This window comes from Pandoraea pnomenusa (genome assembly GCF_040391475.1).
GTDB lineage: Bacteria > Pseudomonadota > Gammaproteobacteria > Burkholderiales > Burkholderiaceae > Pandoraea > Pandoraea pnomenusa_C.
Window position 1 is genome coordinate 119,753 of the sequence record NZ_JBEBXS010000014.1, and the last position, 17,989, is coordinate 137,741.

Here is a 17,989-nt window from a genome sequence, read left to right on the forward strand (position 1 = left end):
GCTCAGAGCATCGCCTTGAGCTTGTGCTTGAGCACCTTGCCGGTCGACGCGGCGGGCAGGGCGTCGAGCACCCGGATCTGCGCGGGGCGCTTGTAGGGCGCGAGCCTCGCTGCCGCCCATGTGGCCAGCGCGGGTTCGTCGATGACGTGACCCGGGCGTGCCTCCACGAAGGCGATCACCTGTTCGTTGCCCTCTTCCTCGCGACCCAGCACGGCGACCTGAAGCACATCCGGATGGCTTGCCAGCGCCTGCTCGACCTCGATCGGGTAGACGTTGAAGCCGGAATGGATGATGAGTTCTTTGGCGCGTCCGGCGAGAAACAGGGCACCGTCCGCCTCGCGATGTGCGAGATCGCCTGTGCGCAGCCAGCCGTCGGGCGTGATCGCCGCGGCCGTCAACGCCGGTGCGCGGTAGTAGCCGAGCATCACGTTCGGGCCGCGTACCCAGAGTTCGCCGACTTCGCCATCGGGCAGGTCACGCCCCTCACGATCCACGATTCGAACCGACACGCCGGGAATGACCGGGCCCACCGAACAGTCGTCACGCGGGGCGTCGAGGCGTGTCTGGGAGACGGTCGGGCTGCTTTCGGTGAGCCCGTAGCCGTTGTGGATCGGCAGGCCGTAGAACGCTTCGACGCGCGCCTTGAGTGCCGCATCGAGCGGCGAGCCGCCCGAATACACGAAGCGCAGGCGCGGCGCGACTAGCGGGGTGCCTTGCGTGGCGACATACGCCATCAGTCGTGCATGCATGGCCGGTACGCCCTGCAGGATGGTGAGGCCGTCGTGGGCGAGCGAGTCGAGCACGGCATCGGGCGAGAAGCGGGCGGCCAGCCGCAGCGTACCGCCGGCGTATAGCGTGCCGAGACACACGGACGCGAGCCCATACACGTGCGAGATCGGCAGCACGCCATACGCGACATCGTCGGCGCTCACGCGTCGCAGCGTGCTGGAGACCGTTGCGACGAACAACAGATTGCGATGCGACAGCCGCACGCCCTTCGGCTTGCCGGTCGTGCCCGTCGTATAGATGAGCGCGGCACATTGTTCGGCCGGGTCCGATGAGACCGGCTCGGCCTCGCTCTGCGCGTCGACATCCGAGACTGCCAGCGCGCCGAGCGCAAGTTCCGTCCACATGATCTGTGCGGCATCGACACGCGCATGCGCGGCGGCGTCAGGCGAGGCGTCGATGGTGTAGATCGCGCACCGTGGGCGCGCGTGTTCGCGAATCGCACCGAGTTCGAGCGCCGACAGGCGAGCGTTGCACAGCAGCGGCCAGGCGTCGAGCGAGGCGACGGCGAGCAGCAGCACCACGTAGGCAATGCCGTTCTCGCCGACGATCATCACGCGATCGCCGCCGCGCACGCCGTGGGCGCGCAGGCGTTCGGCGCTGGCGGCCACCGCGCGTGCCAGTTCGCCGTAGGTCAGACGGCCGAAGTCGTCGATCAGCGCCACGCGCTGGGGCGTTTGCTCGGCGATGTGCGCGGGCAGGGCGTCGATGCGTGCGGGCAACGCAGCAATGGCAGTCTCGGGAGCGTCTGGGCGCGGCATGTCGGAAAGGGCAGGAAAGGCTGACATGGCGGCATTGTAATGCCCTCACCACGGGGAAGCAGGGAACGTCCGGCGTCAGGACCCGGCGTTCGGTCGAAATCCGGGACCGGAGCGCCTTGCGATTCATTACAATAGGCGCCCATGAGCAAGACCAAACACGTCTCGGAAACGCCGGCCACGCAGTTTCTGAAGCAAAAGAAAGTGGCGTTCACGGAACACGTCTACGAGTACGTCGATCATGGCGGCACCGGTGAGTCGGCACGTCAGTTGGGCGTCGACGAGCACGCGGTCGTCAAGACACTCGTGATGGAAGACGACAAGGCCCGCCCGCTGATCGTGCTCATGCACGGCGACCGGACCGTCTCCACGAAGAACCTCGCGCGCCAGATCGGCGCGAAACGCGTGGAGCCCTGCAAGCCGGAGGTCGCACAGCGGCATTCCGGGTACATGGTCGGCGGTACGTCGCCGTTCGGCACGAAGAAGGCGATGGTGGTGTATGTCGAGACGTCGATTCTCGACCTGCCGCAGATCTATATCAACGGCGGACGTCGCGGGTATCTCATCGGCATTGCGCCGCAAGTGCTGCTCAACGCACTGGGCGCCAAGCCGGTGACCTGTGCCCTGAGCGACGAATAGGGCGCTGCCGCCCGGTAGTTCGGGTTCTGGCGCAACCCCGTGTTTGCCAGAATGGGGTGCCCGGGCCGCTCAAGTAGAATGGCGGCCATTACAAATTCTCCTCACGCACGAAGTTCATGGCCACTCTGGTTTTTATCGTTCTCGCGTATCTGATCGGCTCGGTGCCGTTTGCGGTGGTCGTCAGCCGCACCATGGGCCTTGCCGACCCGCGCAGCTACGGCTCGGGTAACCCGGGCGCCACGAATGTGCTGCGCTCGGGCAACAAGAAGGCGGCCGTGCTCACGCTGATCGGCGACGCCTTCAAGGGCTGGCTCGCCGTCTATCTCGCGGAACGCTTCGCCGACGCGTGGGGCGTAGGCGACTTCGGTCTGGCGGCAGTGGCGCTGGCGGTCTTCGTCGGCCATCTCTATCCGGTGTTCCTGCGCTTTGCGGGCGGCAAGGGCGTGGCGACGGCGGCCGGCGTGCTGCTCGCGATCCACCCGATTCTCGGCCTCGCCGTCATGGCCACGTGGCTCATCATCGCGATCTTCTTCCGCTATTCGTCGCTGGCTGCGCTGGTTTCGGCCGTGTTTGCGCCGCTGTACTACGTGTTCATGTTCGGCTTCGGGCCCTATGCGCCGGCCGTGATCGTGATGGCAATCCTGCTGATCTATCGTCACCGTTCGAACATCGGCAAGCTCATCGCAGGCAAGGAAAGCCGCATCGGGCAGAAGAAGTAAGCCGCCGGGCGACGCCTGAGCGAGGCGACAAATAAAAAACCCGCAGCGAGTCTGCGGGTTTTTTATTGCTGGGGTCGGGAGGCCCCGTATGGGCGCGGCCTCGATCGCCAGTCCGATCAGTCGCGGAAGTTGTTGAAGTCCAGTGGCGTGTCGGTCACGTCCTTGCGCAGCAGTGCGATGGCGTTTTGCAGGTCGTCGCGCTTGGCGCCCGAGATGCGCACGCTGTCGCCCTGAATGCTCGCCTGGACCTTCATCTTGCTGTCCTTGATCAGACGCACGATCTTCTTGGCGAGGTCGCCCTCGACGCCCTTCTTCACCTTGACGACCTGCTTGACCTTGTCGCCGCTGATCTTCTCGACCTTGCCGTAGTCGAGGAATCGCACGTCGACATTGCGCTTGGCCATCTTGCTGACCAGCACCTGCGTGACCTGATCGAGCTTGAAGTTGTCGTCGGCGAAGAGCGTGAGTTCCTGCTCCTTGTGCTCGACGCGCGAGTCCGATCCCTTGAAGTCGAAGCGCGTCGAGATTTCCTTGTTGGCCTGCTCGACAGCGTTCTTGACCTCTACCATGTTGGCTTCGCTAACCACGTCAAACGATGGCATCTGGATCTCCTGAATTGAAAAGGGTTCGTGAAACGGCACGTCTTGCGTGCCAGAAGCGTGCATCGGCGCGGGCGTGAACGGGGCACCGCCTCGCGGCCGGTATAATGATGCGCAAAATTCTTTCGCCCGACATTGTAATTCAGCCGTCGGCCCCGCGTCCGCCTTCCGCGATGTCCTGCATGGCGGCGCCCACCGGTTTTTCCATACGCCATGCCCCAGCTGCAACGCGACGTCAGCCTGCGTGAACTCAATACCTTCGGTCTGCCTGCCACCGCGCGCTATGTCGTGACGATCGACAGCGAGGCGGCGCTCGTCGAAGCCCTTGCCATGCCGGAACTCGCCGGCCTCCCGCGCCTCGTGCTCGGCGGTGGCAGCAACGTGGTGCTGACGCGCGATTTCGACGGTGTGGTCCTTCGCATGGCGATTCGCGGCCGCGAGCGGCTTGCCGATCCGGTCGATGGCACGCAGGCCCGCTACGTGCGTGGCGGCGCTGGCGAGGTCTGGCACGATTTCGTCGACTGGACGCTCGCGCAGGACTGCCCCGGGCTCGAAAACCTGGCACTGATTCCCGGCACGCTTGGCGCCGCGCCGATCCAGAACATCGGCGCGTATGGGCTGGAGCTGGCCGAGCGCTTCGCCGAAGTGCGTGCACTCGATACGACCACCGGCGCGTTCGTCACGCTCACACGCGACGACTGCGCGTTCGGCTATCGCGATTCGCTGTTCAAGCGAGAGCCGGGGCGTTACATCATTGTGTCCGTGACGCTGCGGCTGCCGCAGCCCTGGCAGCCGGTGACCGGGTACGCGGACGTGTCGCGCACGCTGGCGGAGGCTGGCATCGAGCAACCCGTCGCCCGCCAGATCTTCGACGTCGTCGTGGACATTCGTCGCCGCAAGTTGCCCGACCCGGCAGCCCTCGGCAATGCGGGCAGCTTCTTCAAGAATCCCGTGGTCGACGCCGCAACGTTCGCCGCGCTGCGCCAGCGCTCTCCGCAGGCCGTGGGCTACGCGCAGCCGGACGGCTCGTGGAAAGTCGCCGCCGGCTGGCTGATCGATCAGTGCGGCTGGCGTGGCAAATCGCTTGGCCAGGCCGGGGTGCACGAGCGTCAGGCGTTAGTGCTCGTCAATCGTGGCGGCGCCAGCGGGGCGGACATCGTCGCGCTGTCCCGTGCGGTGCAGGCGAGCGTGCAGGAGCGCTTCGGCATCACGCTCGAACCCGAGCCGCTCATGCTTTGATGGCGGTGGCGTCCGGCAGACGTTGCAGGTAGTCGCGTCGCAGATCGACGGTCGAGCGCACGCCAACGTCGGCATAGTGTGCTTCGAGCCAGCGGCTCGCCGCGTCGCGGCCACGGTCGCGCAGCGTCGTCAGGAAATGCCAGTCGGTCACGAATTTCGTCGACGAGGACAGGTCATAGAGCTCCTTGTCCGCCCGGATCGAGTGAATCAGCGGGTACTTCAGACGCTTGCGGAATTCCGGCTTGAGCCAGCCCTCGTCGAGCAGCTTGTGGACGAACGAGATGGCGCGAAATTCGCGTTGCAGCGACGCATTGAACGTGATCTCGTTCACGCGGTTCATGATCTGCCCCGGCAGCACGGGCTTTTCCTTGCGCTCGATCGGGTTGATATGCACGATCAGGATGTCGCTCGTGACCGTCTCGTAATAGAACGGATAGAGCGCAGGATTCCCCAGATAGCCGCCATCCCAGTAAAAATCCTCGTCGATCTTCACGGGCTTGAAGAGCCACGGCAAGCACGCTGACGCCATCGCGACGTCGAGCGTGATCTCGTGGGTGCGGAAAATGCGGATGTTGCCTGTGCGGATATTCGTCGCCGACACGAACAGATGCGTGTTGGTGCTCTCGCGCAGTCGTTCGAAGTCGACCTGTGCCTCGAGTACCGTGCGAAGCGGGTTGATCTCCGCCGGTGGCTGCGAGAACGGCATCATCCACTGCTGCATGCTCTGCATCCAGTCGTGCCACACCGGATACTCGGTCGGGCGTCCGTTGAGCCAACTGAAGACGGTCTGTGCCCACGCCGTGGCCGACGACCCTGCCTGCGAGACGCCGAGCCAGAAGCTGTGCAACGCTTCGCGCGCCTTCTCGCGCGGATCGACGCCGGGCCGGTCGAGCAGGCCGTGCGCGAGGACCACGGCATTCATCGTGCCCGCCGACGCGCCGCTGATGCCTTCGAATTCCAGACGCCCGTCCTCGAGCAGCCTGTCGAGCACCCCCCACGTGTAGGCACCGTGCGCGCCGCCGCCTTGCAGGCCCAGGTCGATGCCTTTGCGCTTCGGGTTGCCGCGACGCGTGCGAGCAGGCTTCGACGCCGTGGCGCGAGTGCGGGATGGGGCGGTCGTGCCGTCTGCGGGGAGCAAGGGGACATCGCTCGGCTCCAGGTCGGAACCGGTTTCTGCGGCGGGGGCGGGCGCTTTGGGCGCGCGCGGAGCGCGAGGTGCGCGAGGCGTACGGGGTGAGCCGGGCGTACGGGGCGTACGGGGCGTACGGGGCGAACGAAGGGCGCGCGGAGCGCCAATGGGCGTCTCAGGAGACGGCGTGTCGTTCGCTGCGTCGTTGGATGGCGTGCTGGCGGCAGCATCGCCGGGCGTGTCGTTGGCGGATTCGGGGGGCAGACGCGACATAGTGAGAAGCGGCGCCGGGCCGCGCTGAACCGGCCGAGAGGGCGATGGCGCGCAGGTGTGCGCGCCGTCGCGATGCAGGCCAGTCGGTTAGCCGTAGTGGCAAACGTAATCGAGCGTCTCGACGACCTCGATGTCGAACTTGCTGTTGCCCGGCACGGAGAACTGCTGACCGGCAGCGTATTCCTGCCATTCGGTCTGGCCTGCCAGACGGATGCGGCAGCGGCCGCCCGTGACTTCCATGATCTCCGGGGCATCGGTGCCGAACTGGAGCGTGGCCGGGAAAATCACGCCCAGCGTCTTGCGGGTGCCGTCCGGAAACAGCACGGTGTGCGAAACGCACTTGCCGTCGAAATAGGTGTTGGCGCGCTTGATTACGGAAACGTTGTCGAACTGCGTTGCGTTTTGCGTCATGACCGGATGCGATGTCGAATGCGAGGGAAGGTCGCAATGAGTAGTGAACATGCCCGTCCCCGGCAAACCCACGGATCGGCGAGGCAGGCGTGAATTCATGCTAGCACGTTTCGGACGTCCACCCGGGAGCAATTTGTGCAATGCACAACGAATTTGCCCTGTTATGGTGCAAATTCCGAAATGTTCTGACGGAAGGATCTGACTGCGACGTGCCGCTATGAAACGCGCGTCAACAAAGGACGGCGGCGCGACAGCGATGATAGCGGAAGGGAGGCGGCGAGAGGCGGGAAAACGTTGCATCTCCCGGGCGGCGTGGCGCCAGGGAGATGCTGATGAGCGCTGCTCCGACCGGCTTAGACGCGGCCGAGCATCAGGTACTCCATGAGCGCCTTCTGCGCATGCAGACGGTTCTCGGCTTCGTCCCAGACAACGCTCTGGGCGCCGTCGATCACGTCTGCCGAAACTTCCTCGCCGCGGTGGGCGGGCAGGCAGTGCATGAACAGGGCGTCCGGCTTGGCGCACTGCATGAGGTCGGCGTTCACGCACCATTGGGCGAAAGCGGCCTTGCGGGCTTCGTTCTCGGCCTCGAAACCCATGCTTGTCCAGACGTCGGTCGACACGAGGTCGGCGCCTTCGCAGGCGGCACGCGGGTCGTCGAACTCACGCACGAACGGGCGGCTCGACTCGGCCACCATGGCCTGATCGAGGCGGTAGCCCGGCGGCGTCGAGATATGGAACTGGAAGCCGAAGATCTCGGCGGCCTGAATCCAGGTGTACGACATGTTGTTGGCGTCACCGATCCACGTCACCGTCTTGCCCTTGATCGGACCGCGATGCTCGTAGTACGTGAAGATGTCGGCGAGCACCTGGCACGGGTGATATTCGTTGGTCAGGCCGTTGATCACCGGCACGCGCGAGTGCTGCGCGAAACGCTCGATGATTTCCTGACCGAACGTGCGGATCATGATGATGTCGGTCATGCGCGAGATGACCTGGGCGGCGTCTTCGATCGGCTCGCCGCGTCCGAGCTGCGTGTCGCGCGTGTTGAGGAACACGGCGTGACCGCCCAACTGGTGAATACCGGCTTCGAACGACAGACGCGTGCGAGTCGAGCTCTTCTCGAAGATCATCGCCAGCGTGCGGTCATGCAGCGGGTGGTAGGTCTCGTAGTTCTTGAATTTCTTCTTGAGGATGCGGGTGCGCTCGAGCACATAGTCATACTCGTCGAGCGTCAGATCCGAAAACTGAAGGTAATGCTTGATGGGTTTGGCGGTGGTCATTTGGATGTTCTGCTGGAGGCCGGTGTCGCGGGAATTCGCAGGGAACTCGCTCGCTTGCGGCACGACGAACAAGCCTTGAGGCCTGTCCCCCGATCAGGCGCGTGAAGGTGTTCTACCGGTTGCTGGGCTCAGGGGAACAGCCCCTAGTCTACCAAATCGTTTTGCCGTCACACGAAAAGCGTATGATCGAGCCCGCTGCTGCATAGCCAAAAACGGCGGGCAAGACCGAAAAAAACATCCGCAGCTATGGTGGGGGGACGGGTTCGAGTCTTATATAAGATATAATACTGTCTCTGTCGGCAACGCTACCCGCGTATGGCTGGCCAGGTGTTTTTTGAGGTGATTGAGCGATATGACCGACCAGGTTTCCGCGCGCGAGTATTTCATCCAGGGGCTGACCCGGGGTGGCAAGAAGTTCCGTCCGAGCGACTGGGCGGAGCGTCTGTGCGGCGCCGTGTCGTTCTGCGGCCGAAGCAATACCGGCCCGAACGCATACATGCAGTACTCCCCCTATGTGCGTCCGATTATGGTGGGTGACGTCAAGTGCGTCGTGGTTGACGAGCGACTGCGCGACATCGAGCCGATGGCTTTCGATTTCGTGATGAATTTCGCCCGCGACAACGATCTGCAGTTGACTGAAGCCTGCATCGTCCCTGACGTCAAGTAATTCCCCTTGGCCGTTTTCGGCCAGACGTGAGTACCGGGCCTTTGGCCCTGGCTCACCGTCGATCTTCAGCAAGTCCCGGCCGCATCGGGCCACGTTCCCCAAGTTTTCCTCGCGCTCACTGCCTTCCGTGATTCTCGCGTACGTGTCGCCGGCGTTTCGTCTGGTGATCCGGGGTCGTGTGTCTTATTCGCGGCAGGGAAGGCGAGCGTGCTGCCGAAGTGACGCCACAAAAGAAAAAAGCCCGCATGAAGCGGGCTTTTTAGTGTCCCGACCGTAGTCGGAACCGGCAAGCAACTGGGTGTGCTTTGCAGCTAGGCTGACGGATTCGTCAACTTAGGCAGCTGCCGACATCGCCTTGATAGCGGCCGACAGGCGGCTCTTCTGGCGAGCAGCGGTGTTCTTGTGAACGATCTTCTTGTCAGCGATGATGTCGATCGTCTTTGCCGAAGTGCGCAGCACTTCCTTGGCAGCGGCCTGGTCGCCAGCGGCGATGGCCTTGCGAACAGCCTTCACAGCCGTGCGCAGACGCGAACGCAGCGCCGAGTTGTGGGCGTTGATCTTAACGGTTTGACGCGCGCGCTTGCGTGCTTGTGCGGTATTTGCCATGTTCGGTGAATTCCTTGAATTGCTCCGCCTGATGCGGCTTTCTATGCAGTGTGGCTCGGCTCCCTGGGAGACACGGTGGCCAGGAAGCAATCCATTGACTTCGAAACCGACGATTATAGCCGAAGGCCAACGGAAATTGCAACATCTTTGCTGCAAGGCTGTGCGTATAATACGCGCAACATGAATTTGCTCAAAGCTCTCGCTACGGTCAGCGGTTTCACGATGCTTTCGCGCATCACCGGTCTGGTCCGTGAAATCCTGATCGCACGCATGTTTGGCGCAGGTCCCATGACCGATGCCTACAACGTCGCGTTCCGAATTCCCAATCTGTTGCGTCGCTTGTCCGCCGAAGGGGCGTTTTCGCAGGCATTCGTGCCAATTCTGGCCGAATTCAAGTCCCAGCGTAGCGAACAGGAAACCAAAACCCTCGTCGATTCCGTCACAACGGTGCTCTTCTGGGTGCTGCTGGCGATCACGGTGGCCGGGGTGCTCGGTGCGTCCGGCGTGGTGTTTGCGGTCGCCACCGGCCTGTCGCGAGAAAACGGCACGTTCGACGCTGCCGTCTTCATGACGCGCGTGATGTTCCCCTACATCACCCTGATTTCCATTACGACGCTTGCTGCCGGTGTGCTCAATACCTGGCGCCAGTTCTCGATGCCGGCATTTGCGCCGGTGCTGCTCAACGTCAGTTCGATCGTGGCGTCACTGTTTGTCGCGCCGCACCTCGAGACGCCGGTCTACGCGCTGGCTTACGCCGTGATCGTGGGCGGGGTATTGCAGCTCGTGATCCAACTGCCGGCACTGGCCCGTATCGGCATGCTGCCGCGAATTACCCTCAATGTCGTTGCCGCATTGCGAAACGCCGGGGTCAAGCGCGTGATGGCCAAGATGGTGCCTGCAACGCTCGCCGTGTCGGTCGCGCAGATCAGCCTGATCATCAATACGAACATCGCCTCGCGACTTGCGCAGGGGAGTGTGTCGTGGCTGGCTTACGCCGACCGTCTCATGGAGTTTCCGACGGCGCTGCTGGGCGTGGCGCTGGGCACGATCCTGCTGCCGAGCCTGTCGCGCGCCAATGCCGACGGCGATGCCGCCGAATATTCCGCATTGCTCGACTGGGGCCTGCGACTGACATTCCTGCTGGCCATGCCTAGCGCGGTCGGCTTGTTCGTCTACGCCGAGCCGCTCACGGCCACGCTCTATCAGTACGGACGCTTCGATGCGACCGACGTCGCCATGACGGCGCATGCACTGACGGCCTACGGCGTCGGCCTCGTCGGACTGATCCTCATCAAGATCCTGGCGCCCGGCTTTTATGCCCGGCAGGACATCAAGACGCCGGTGAAGATCGCCGTGGTGGTCCTGATCGCCACGCAGCTCTCGAACGTGCTCTTCGTGCGGTGGTTCGCTCACGCCGGACTGTCGCTCTCGATCGGGGTCGGGGCGTGCATGAATGCGGTGCTGTTGTTCGCGGGCCTGTACAAGCGCGGGATCTACCGTCCGGCCCCGGGTTGGCGCCTGTTTTTTGTGCAACTCCTGGCTGCCTGCCTGATTCTCGCCGGCATGCTGTTGTGGTTCACGCAGAGTTTCGACTGGGTGGCCCTCGGCGCGCGGCCGCTCTCGCGGATCGCGCTGCTCGGTGCGAGCCTCGTGCTATGCGCCGTGGTGTATTTCGGGGCATTATTCCTCATGGGTTTCAACTTCTCGTTCTTCCGCCGACGCACGCGTTGATCATCGCCCGGGCTTCCCGACACCAGCCAGACCCTTCAGGGGCGGTGGATGGGCGGGGACGGGTGGTGTCGGTACGGCAGGCACTACGGATACCGCATGGCGAATCGAATTCTCGAGTACTTTGCTGCGCTGGTTGCGTCTGACGACGGACTGCCGCTGACCGAAGCGGCCATTGCAATCGCGCAGGATGTCTATCCCGATCTCGACGTGCAGGACACGCTCACGCAGATCGATGCATTGGCGGCGCGCCTGTCCCGACGCTTGCCGCCCGATGCGGGGCCGCTGCAAAAGCTCCAGTTGCTCGACCACTTCTTCTTTCGCGAACTCGGGTTCGCCGTCAACCAGAACGACTATTACGATCCGGACAACAGCCACCTGCATGTGGTGCTCGACCGGCGTCGTGGCATTCCGATCTCGCTGGCGGTCCTCTGCATGGAAATCGGGCATCAGATCGGCCTGCCGCTGCGCGGGTTGTCGTTCCCCGGCCATTTCCTGCTGCGACTGGCGGTCCCGGCGGGTGATGTGGTCATCGATCCGCTGTCGGGCAATTCGCTCTCGCCGCAGCGTCTGCTGGAAATGGTGGAGCCTTACCTGAAGCACTACCGCGACGAGAGCGCGGAGCCGATTCAGGAGCTGGCCTTGTGGGCGCTGCTTCACCCGTTTCTTGAACCCGCCACGCCACGAGAAATCCTCGCGCGGATGCTGCGCAATCTGCGCGCGGTCTACACGCAGAGCGAGCGATGGGAGCGTCTGCTGGCGGTACAGGAGCGCATGGTGCTGGTGCTGCCGGATCATCCTGTCGAGAAGCGCGATCGTGGCCTGGCGTATGCGCGACTGGGGCTGGTGCGGCCGGCGCAGGACGACCTCGAGTGGTATCTCGGCACACGCACCGACGCGGACGATGCCGACGCGATTCGTCAGGTGCTCGATGATCTGAGTCGGCGTCCGGGCAGTCACGGGTAAGACGTTCGCTGCCGGTTTCGAGCACGAAAACAAAAAACGCCAGCCTCCGAGGCTGGCGTTTTTGCGTCCGCACGCTCAGGTGCGTGGCGCGCTTATCGCGTTATCGTCTCGTCAATCAGACGGACTGCGCGGCCAACTCCTGAACACGCCGTTGCAGGCCGGGCTTGTAGCCGAAATGAAAGAAGACTTCTGCCATCAGGAACATCGGCGCAATGAAGATCTGGAAGAAGTTGTCGAGCAGTGCCGGCTTGCGGCCTTCGAAGTGGTGGCCGATCAACTGGATGATCCAGCCGCCGACGAACAGCACGCCAAATACCGCCAGTGCCCAGGTCCACGGCAGGCGCGCCAGATGCTGCGTGATTGCCAGCATGGCGGCGAAGAAGGCCGTCATGGCAAGCGCGAGCGGCACATCGAGCAGGAAGTAATACGTCAGCAGAATCAGCATGACGACGTGAGCCAGATTCAGGTTCGGCCCGAGCGGTACCCACGACAGCAGCTGCATCACAGCCAGAATGATCATGGGAACGCCAAAGAAATGCGTCAGACGGTTCTTCGGACTTTGGTGATAGCGCTGGTAGAACGACATCTGTTGCGCCAGTGATTTCATGCCAGTCTCCTGCCTCGGGGGACGGGAAGAACGCTTGGGGCACCGGCGGAGAACCGGCGTCTCGGCCAGCCGCAAATCGCGGTTGGCATTCCATTGTAGTCACAGTCCGGACAACCTTTTGCTGCGATGCGGCAACGTGCCGCAAACCCGTTCCGGACAACGCTGTCAGTGCGGCAAGGCTACTTCGGTTGCATCCGGATCGCGCCGTCCAGCCGGATGACTTCCCCGTTGAGCATGGGATTGCGCACGATCTGTTCGACGAGCATGGCGTATTCCGACGGCTTGCCCAGCCGGGGCGGGAACGGCACCATCTGCCCGAGCGATGCCTGCACTTCGGCGGGCATGGCGAGCATCATCGGCGTTTCGAAAATACCCGGCGCGATGGTCATCACGCGGATGCCGCTGCGCGACAGGTCCCGGGCGACGGGTAGCGTCAGGCTGGCGACGCCGCCTTTCGATGCGGCGTAGGCGGCCTGACCCATCTGGCCGTCATACGCCGCGACGGACGCGGTATTGACGATCACGCCTCGCTCGCCCTCGCCGTTGGGCTCGCCCTGGCTCATGGCCGTGGCGGCAAGGCGGATCATGTTGAACGTGCCGATGAGGTTGATCTGGATGACACGCGAGAAGGTGTCCAGGGGATGCGGGCCGTCGCGGCCCACTGTCTTGCTGCCGATGGCGATGCCGGCGCAGTTGACGAGGCCGCGCAGGGGCCCGAGCGCCTGCGCCGTGGCCACGGCCGCCTTGCCCTCGTCGTCACGCGTCACGTCGCACTTGACGAACTTGCCGCCGAGCTTCTCCGCGAGCGCCTCGCCTTCCTCGACGTTGACGTCGGCGAGCACGACTTTCGCGCCCAGCCCGGCAAGCCAGCGCGCGGCCGCCGCGCCGAGCCCCGAGGCGCCACCGGTGATCAGAAACACATTGCCCTGAATTTCCATGCGTCATCCTCCTTTGGCAAAAAAGGCGGCCGAGTCTGAACTGGCCGCCTTTTCTTTGGCGTCACGATTGCCTCATCGATATCGACAGGACCGGGTCATGTCGGTGCGGTGAGGCGTTGACGTGCTTACTTGAGTGCGTCGAACACGCGGGTGCGGATGTCGTCCACGCTGCCCTGGCCCGAGATCTTGCGATACTGCGGTGCCTCGACGATCGCGCCCTGGCTGCCGTGCTTCGCCCAATCCGAATAGTAGGCGACGAGCGGCTTGGTCTGCGATTCGTACACGGCCAGGCGCTTCTTGACGGTTTCTTCCTTGTCGTCGTCACGCTGCACGAGCGGCTCGCCCGTCACGTCGTCCTGACCTTCGACCTTGGGCGGGTTGAACTTGACGTGGTACGTGCGGCCCGATGCGGGGTGCGTGCGGCGACCGCTCATGCGGGTGATGATCTCGTCGAACGGCACGTCGATTTCGAGCACGAAGTCGATGGCAACGCCGGCGTCCTTCATGGCTTCGGCCTGCGCGATCGTGCGCGGGAAGCCGTCGAAGAGGTAACCGTTCTTGCAATCGTCTGCGGTCAGGCGCTCACGCACCATGCCGATGATGACGCCGTCCGGCACGAGGTCGCCCGCGTCCATGAACCGCTTGGCTTCGAGGCCGAGCTGGGTGCCTTCCTTGATCGCGGCGCGCAGCATGTCGCCGGTCGAGATTTGCGGGATGCCGAATTTTTCCTTGATGAAAGTGGCTTGGGTGCCCTTGCCGGCCCCGGGTGCCCCCAACAAAATCAGACGCATCGATGACTCCTGAAAGTTTGTGATTTGTGAATGCTGTGCGTGCGGCAGGCAGAGACTGTCCTGCGGTCTGCAGTGGGGTTGCGGGTCCGTTGACCGGCCAACCGCACTGCGCGCAGACGTCACGCTCGGCAGGGCGCGACGCGCGCGACCGGAGGGTCTGCTCGCGAGAATCAGAGCGATTATGCCACGACGCACCCGCCCGGCGGCGTTTTGCCGACTTATGGGCGGTCTGCCTGTGCGAATTCCGGGACACGTGCCCGACGGCCCGGAGCGCCGGGCGACGCGCGAGTGCGTCGCGTGCGCGGGTCCGGGCGTCCGTATGGTTTGCGGTGCTTGGGCGGGTTCTGCCGCTGACCTGGTGAGCGTGGGGTCAGTCCCGGAGCAACGCGCGAACGCGTTCGAGATCGTCGGCCGTGTCCACGCCGGGCAGTGGTGCATCGTCGGTGACGAGCACGGCAATGCGCTCGCCATGCCACAGCGCCCGCAGTTGTTCGAGCGACTCCGCCGTCTCGATGGGCGCTTGCGGCAGGCTCGGATAGCTGCGCAGGAACTTCGCACGGTAGGCGTAGAGGCCGATGTGACGGAAGATCGGCGTGGCGGCGGCGGGCAAGGTCGCCGTATTGGCAAGCCCGGCGGACCACGCGTCGCGCGACCACGGAATGGGGGCACGAGAGAAATAAAGTGCGCGGCCATGGGCGTCGAGCACGACCTTGACCACGTTGGGGGAGAAAATCTCCGCGTTGTCCGTGATCGGGTGGGCCGCCGTCGAGAGCGCGCACTCCGGATGCTCGGCCAGATGGGCGGCCACGGCGTGCACGAGACGCGGGTCGATCAGCGGCTCGTCGCCTTGCACGTTCACGACGATCGTGTCGTCGGACCATCCCTGCTGGACCGCCACTTCGGCCAGGCGATCGGTGCCGGTCGGGTGATCGGCGCGCGTGAGCGCAACGTCGAACCCGTGTGCGGCGACGGCATCGGCCACGCTTTGCGCATCGGTCGCCACCACGATCTGACGGGCGCCGGACTCCCGTGCACGCTCGGCCACGCGCACGACCATCGGCTTGCCGCCGATATCGGCGAGCGGCTTGTTCGGCAGACGCGTCGACGCCAGACGCGCGGGCACCACAGCGACGAAGTCGACGGGCATGCTCACGATGCGGACTTGTCGTCGTTCGACGGGACAGGCGTGCCTTCGACAGACTGACGCGCTTCGTCGGCGAGCATGACGGGAATGCCGTCACGAATCGGATAAGCGAGCTTGTCTGCGTGGCAAATCAGCTCCTGGGCTTTCTTGTCGTAAGCCAGGGGGCCCTTGCACAACGGGCAGACGAGAATCTCAAACAGTCGGTTGTCCACGCAATTTCTCCACTACCAGTGATACGAGGCGCGCGTCGAGCGCTGCCTCGGCGGGTACGGCCCACACACGCGGGTCGGACCAGGTGACGCATTTTACTGCATCCTTTTCGGTGATCAGGATGGCATCGGCCGCAACGCCGTCAAACGGATTCGTCGCGAAGTCGTAATGATCGGGCAAGGCCAGCGTGTCGAGTTGCAGCCCCTCGGCCCGCAGCGCCGCGAAGAATCGCTCGGGGGCGCCGATGCCCGCCGCAGCCAGCACGCGCTTGCCCGCGAAGTGCGACAGGGCGCGCGTGAGCGATGGTTGGCTCACGCACCACGCGTCGCCCAGCGAGAGGGTGAGGCGCCAGGTATTCGGCCACGCGGGCAATGTCTTGCCGTACGGGTCGTTGATGAGGTTGGCGTCGCGCTCCCGCGTGAGCGGTTCGCGCAACGGGCCCGCCGGCAGCAGGAAGCCGTTGCCACCGAGCCGGTGGTCGAACACCGCGATTTCGACGTCGCGGGCGAGCGCATAGTGCTGAAGACCGTCGTCGCAAACGATGACATCACATTCCGGGTGCGCGGCGAGCAGGGCTCGGCCGCCCTCGACCCGCGACGGCCAGACCCATACGGGCGTGCCCGTGCGTTGCGCGATCAGCAGCGGCTCGTCGCCGACTTCGTCCGGTCGGGCCGAAGGGGAGACTTCCGTCGGCGCGGACAATTGCGCACCGTACCCGCGAGAGAGCACGCCAGGGGTGAAGCCGTACGCCTTCAGGGCGCCCACCAGGGCGATGACGGTCGGCGTCTTGCCGGTGCCACCGACCGTGAGATTGCCGACAACGGCGACCGGTACCGGCAAGCGCGTCGACGTCTTCCAGCCCCGGCGAAAACTCAGACGCCGCCACGCAGCAATGCCACCAAAAATCCATGACAGCGGCCACAGCAACCACGCGGCGACGCCTCTCCGCTGCCATTGCGCGCTGACCCAATGCACGAGCGATCCCGACAGGCGCGGCACCAATGCGCGCGAGCGTTGCCGGGGCGAGGACGACGTCATCTGGATGGACGCGCCGACGTCGAGCGTGCGGCGAAGGTCAGGCGCGACAGTCCGGCTTCACGCGCGGCTTCCATGACATTGATGACCGACTGGTGACTGCTCTTGGCGTCGGCGTTGATGATGATGACCGGCGATTCCGCGCCGGTGCCCGCCGGGCCTGCGGCCTGACGCAACGCAGCGGTCAGACCGGCGACGTCGCGTTGCGTGAGCGCGTGGCGATCGATGGCGTAGCTGCCGTCGGCGCCGACCGACACCACGATCTGACGCGGCGGCACGACGGCCTTCTCGGCGTCGGCGGTCGGCAGGTTGACCTTGAGCGCCGTGTAACGCGTGTAGGTCGTGGTGACCATCAGGAAGATCAGGATGACGAGCAGCACGTCGATGAGCGGGATCAGGTTGATCTCCGGCTCGTCGCGCGTGGAGAGGCCTCGACGGAAATTCATCGCGCGTCTCTCTGATCAGTGCCGCGGCAGCGTGGCATCGAGGAAGTGAACCGCTTGCGTTTCGAGCTCCACCAGGAACGCGTCGACGCGGGTGCGGTAGTAGCGATAGAAGATCATCGCGGGAATCGCGATCATCAGACCGAAGCCGGTGTTGTACAGCGCAACCGAGATGCCATGCGCCAGTTGCGCCGGATCGGTGCCGGTGGCGTCTTGCGAGCCGAAGATCTCGATCATGCCGACCACCGTGCCGAACAGGCCCATGAGCGGCGCGATGGAAGCAATCGTGCCCAGCGCGGGCAGGAAGCGTTCCAGCTCGTGAGCGACGGCGCGCCCGGTTTCTTCGAGCGCGTCTTTCGCGCCTTCGCGCGAACCGTGGGCGTTATGCGCGACGTAGCGCACGCCCGTGGCGAGCACGCGACCGAGCAGCGACCCGCGCGCGAGAGCTTCGGTGGCTTCCTGTTTGGCACCGCGACGCGCGAGGGTGATCGCGTTCTCGAGCACGCCGTTCGGCAGTACGCGCGCGCGGCGCAGCGACAGGGCGCGCTCGACGATCAGGGCGAGGGCAATGATGGATGCGATGAGAAGTGGCCAGATGGGCCAGCCGGCGGCCTGGATGACGGCGAACAAAGACGACCTCTTGCTTGTTGCAGGGGATGGGCAAACGAGTCCGCACTGTAGCGTGCAGGGTGGGGATGGGCAAGCACCGTTTTCCACATCCCACGAGCACAAGGATGTGGACAACCTTGGGATACGTTCGACAACTCTTTGACGCGGCTGGGCTTTTTGGTTCGCGATTAAAAAATGGGCAACAAATGGTTTCAGAAATGAACACCACCGCAAGCTCACGTTTCCCACAGGTGTTGTGTCGGCCTGTGGATAACTATGTGTACATGTCGTCCCTTGGGGATATATCTTGGCGGGAGTCCCGAAAATTGCCATTCGCGCAATCGGTATTGCCCTTGCAAAGCCCGATAAATCAAGGGTTTGGCACTGAGGTGTAGGAAATATCGAGTGTCCG

Annotated in this window: 20 protein-coding genes; 6 read left to right on the forward strand and 14 right to left on the reverse strand. The window is 64.1% G+C overall.

Features of this window, described 5'->3' with window-relative positions; all coding sequences use genetic code 11:
- Nucleotides 1-2 precede the first annotated feature (2 nt).
- On the reverse strand, nucleotides 3-1,574 hold the full coding sequence (locus tag ABWO90_RS16325) for a class I adenylate-forming enzyme family protein (RefSeq protein ID WP_353192271.1): 1,572 nt from the start codon (nucleotides 1,572-1,574) through the stop codon (nucleotides 3-5).
- Nucleotides 1,575-1,688: 114 nt separating this feature from the next.
- Here ABWO90_RS16325 and ybaK point away from each other — a divergent pair, with 114 nt between their 5' ends.
- Both ybaK and plsY read left to right on the forward strand, forming a co-directional pair.
- Entirely contained in the window at nucleotides 1,689-2,183 is a 495-nt protein-coding gene (gene ybaK / locus ABWO90_RS16330; RefSeq protein ID WP_353192272.1) for a Cys-tRNA(Pro) deacylase, read from the forward strand.
- Nucleotides 2,184-2,299: 116 nt separating this feature from the next.
- Nucleotides 2,300-2,902: a glycerol-3-phosphate 1-O-acyltransferase PlsY gene (gene plsY, locus ABWO90_RS16335; protein WP_353192273.1), complete on the forward strand. Its 603-nt coding sequence runs from the start codon at nucleotides 2,300-2,302 to the stop codon at nucleotides 2,900-2,902.
- Nucleotides 2,903-3,018: 116 nt separating this feature from the next.
- Here plsY and ABWO90_RS16340 read toward each other — a convergent pair whose 3' ends face one another.
- Nucleotides 3,019-3,504, reverse strand: a complete 486-nt coding sequence (locus tag ABWO90_RS16340) for a YajQ family cyclic di-GMP-binding protein (RefSeq protein ID WP_353192274.1) — start codon at nucleotides 3,502-3,504, stop codon at nucleotides 3,019-3,021.
- A 210-nt stretch (nucleotides 3,505-3,714) separates the two neighbouring features.
- On the opposite strand from ABWO90_RS16340, the gene murB reads away from it, so the two are divergent.
- Nucleotides 3,715-4,740, forward strand: coding sequence for a UDP-N-acetylmuramate dehydrogenase (gene murB, locus ABWO90_RS16345; RefSeq protein ID WP_353192275.1), 1,026 nt, complete (start codon nucleotides 3,715-3,717; stop codon nucleotides 4,738-4,740).
- Here the strand turns inward: murB and ABWO90_RS16350 are convergent.
- The 3 genes from ABWO90_RS16350 to argF form a co-directional block, all read right to left on the reverse strand.
- Nucleotides 4,730-5,878 carry a patatin-like phospholipase family protein gene (locus ABWO90_RS16350; RefSeq protein WP_353192276.1) on the reverse strand — a complete coding sequence of 383 codons (1,149 nt, stop codon included), beginning with the start codon at nucleotides 5,876-5,878 and terminating at the stop codon, nucleotides 4,730-4,732. The genes murB and ABWO90_RS16350 overlap by 11 nt on opposite strands.
- 351 nt (nucleotides 5,879-6,229) lie before the next feature.
- Nucleotides 6,230-6,553, reverse strand: a complete 324-nt coding sequence (ppnP, locus tag ABWO90_RS16355) for a pyrimidine/purine nucleoside phosphorylase (RefSeq protein WP_150556707.1) — start codon at nucleotides 6,551-6,553, stop codon at nucleotides 6,230-6,232.
- A gap of 353 nt (nucleotides 6,554-6,906) precedes the next feature.
- Nucleotides 6,907-7,833 (reverse strand): ornithine carbamoyltransferase, encoded by a 927-nt coding sequence (gene argF / locus ABWO90_RS16360; protein ID WP_353192277.1) that lies wholly within the window; start codon nucleotides 7,831-7,833, stop codon nucleotides 6,907-6,909.
- 352 nt (nucleotides 7,834-8,185) lie between these two features.
- Here argF and ABWO90_RS16365 point away from each other — a divergent pair, with 352 nt between their 5' ends.
- Nucleotides 8,186-8,500 carry a DUF3579 domain-containing protein gene (locus ABWO90_RS16365; protein ID WP_353192278.1) on the forward strand — a complete coding sequence of 105 codons (315 nt, stop codon included), beginning with the start codon at nucleotides 8,186-8,188 and terminating at the stop codon, nucleotides 8,498-8,500.
- 333 nt (nucleotides 8,501-8,833) lie between these two features.
- Here ABWO90_RS16365 and rpsT read toward each other — a convergent pair whose 3' ends face one another.
- The gene (gene rpsT, locus ABWO90_RS16370) at nucleotides 8,834-9,106 is read right to left on the reverse strand and encodes a 30S ribosomal protein S20 (protein ID WP_039367301.1); all 273 of its coding nucleotides are present in this window, start codon (nucleotides 9,104-9,106) and stop codon (nucleotides 8,834-8,836) included.
- 180 nt (nucleotides 9,107-9,286) lie between these two features.
- Here rpsT and murJ point away from each other — a divergent pair, with 180 nt between their 5' ends.
- Both murJ and ABWO90_RS16380 read left to right on the forward strand, forming a co-directional pair.
- Nucleotides 9,287-10,837, forward strand: a complete 1,551-nt coding sequence (gene murJ, locus ABWO90_RS16375) for a murein biosynthesis integral membrane protein MurJ (RefSeq protein ID WP_353192279.1) — start codon at nucleotides 9,287-9,289, stop codon at nucleotides 10,835-10,837.
- A 96-nt stretch (nucleotides 10,838-10,933) separates the two neighbouring features.
- Nucleotides 10,934-11,800: a SirB1 family protein gene (locus ABWO90_RS16380; protein WP_353192280.1), complete on the forward strand. Its 867-nt coding sequence runs from the start codon at nucleotides 10,934-10,936 to the stop codon at nucleotides 11,798-11,800.
- Nucleotides 11,801-11,915: 115 nt separating this feature from the next.
- Here the strand turns inward: ABWO90_RS16380 and ABWO90_RS16385 are convergent, their stop codons facing one another.
- The 8 genes from ABWO90_RS16385 to ABWO90_RS16420 all read right to left on the reverse strand — a co-directional run bounded on the left by ABWO90_RS16385 (nucleotide 11,916) and on the right by ABWO90_RS16420 (nucleotide 17,598).
- Complete coding sequence (locus ABWO90_RS16385; protein ID WP_353192281.1) at nucleotides 11,916-12,407, reverse strand: Mpo1 family 2-hydroxy fatty acid dioxygenase; 492 nt, start codon at nucleotides 12,405-12,407, stop codon at nucleotides 11,916-11,918.
- A 179-nt stretch (nucleotides 12,408-12,586) separates the two neighbouring features.
- Nucleotides 12,587-13,345 carry a 3-hydroxyacyl-CoA dehydrogenase gene (locus ABWO90_RS16390; RefSeq protein WP_353192282.1) on the reverse strand — a complete coding sequence of 253 codons (759 nt, stop codon included), beginning with the start codon at nucleotides 13,343-13,345 and terminating at the stop codon, nucleotides 12,587-12,589.
- A 125-nt stretch (nucleotides 13,346-13,470) separates the two neighbouring features.
- The gene (gene adk, locus ABWO90_RS16395; protein WP_353192283.1) at nucleotides 13,471-14,136 is read right to left on the reverse strand and encodes an adenylate kinase; all 666 of its coding nucleotides are present in this window, start codon (nucleotides 14,134-14,136) and stop codon (nucleotides 13,471-13,473) included.
- A 370-nt stretch (nucleotides 14,137-14,506) separates the two neighbouring features.
- Nucleotides 14,507-15,283 carry a 3-deoxy-manno-octulosonate cytidylyltransferase gene (kdsB, locus tag ABWO90_RS16400; protein WP_502922638.1) on the reverse strand — a complete coding sequence of 259 codons (777 nt, stop codon included), beginning with the start codon at nucleotides 15,281-15,283 and terminating at the stop codon, nucleotides 14,507-14,509.
- 2 nt (nucleotides 15,284-15,285) lie between these two features.
- The gene (locus ABWO90_RS16405; RefSeq protein WP_353192285.1) at nucleotides 15,286-15,492 is read right to left on the reverse strand and encodes a Trm112 family protein; all 207 of its coding nucleotides are present in this window, start codon (nucleotides 15,490-15,492) and stop codon (nucleotides 15,286-15,288) included.
- Entirely contained in the window at nucleotides 15,473-16,528 is a 1,056-nt protein-coding gene (lpxK, locus tag ABWO90_RS16410; protein ID WP_353192286.1) for a tetraacyldisaccharide 4'-kinase, read from the reverse strand. Before lpxK ends, ABWO90_RS16405 begins: the two co-directional genes overlap by 20 nt.
- Complete coding sequence (locus tag ABWO90_RS16415) at nucleotides 16,525-16,971, reverse strand: ExbD/TolR family protein (protein ID WP_353192287.1); 447 nt, start codon at nucleotides 16,969-16,971, stop codon at nucleotides 16,525-16,527. The genes lpxK and ABWO90_RS16415 overlap by 4 nt, the downstream gene beginning before the upstream one ends.
- A 15-nt stretch (nucleotides 16,972-16,986) precedes the next feature.
- Entirely contained in the window at nucleotides 16,987-17,598 is a 612-nt protein-coding gene (locus tag ABWO90_RS16420) for a MotA/TolQ/ExbB proton channel family protein (RefSeq protein WP_353192288.1), read from the reverse strand.
- Nucleotides 17,599-17,989: the final 391 nt, after the last annotated feature.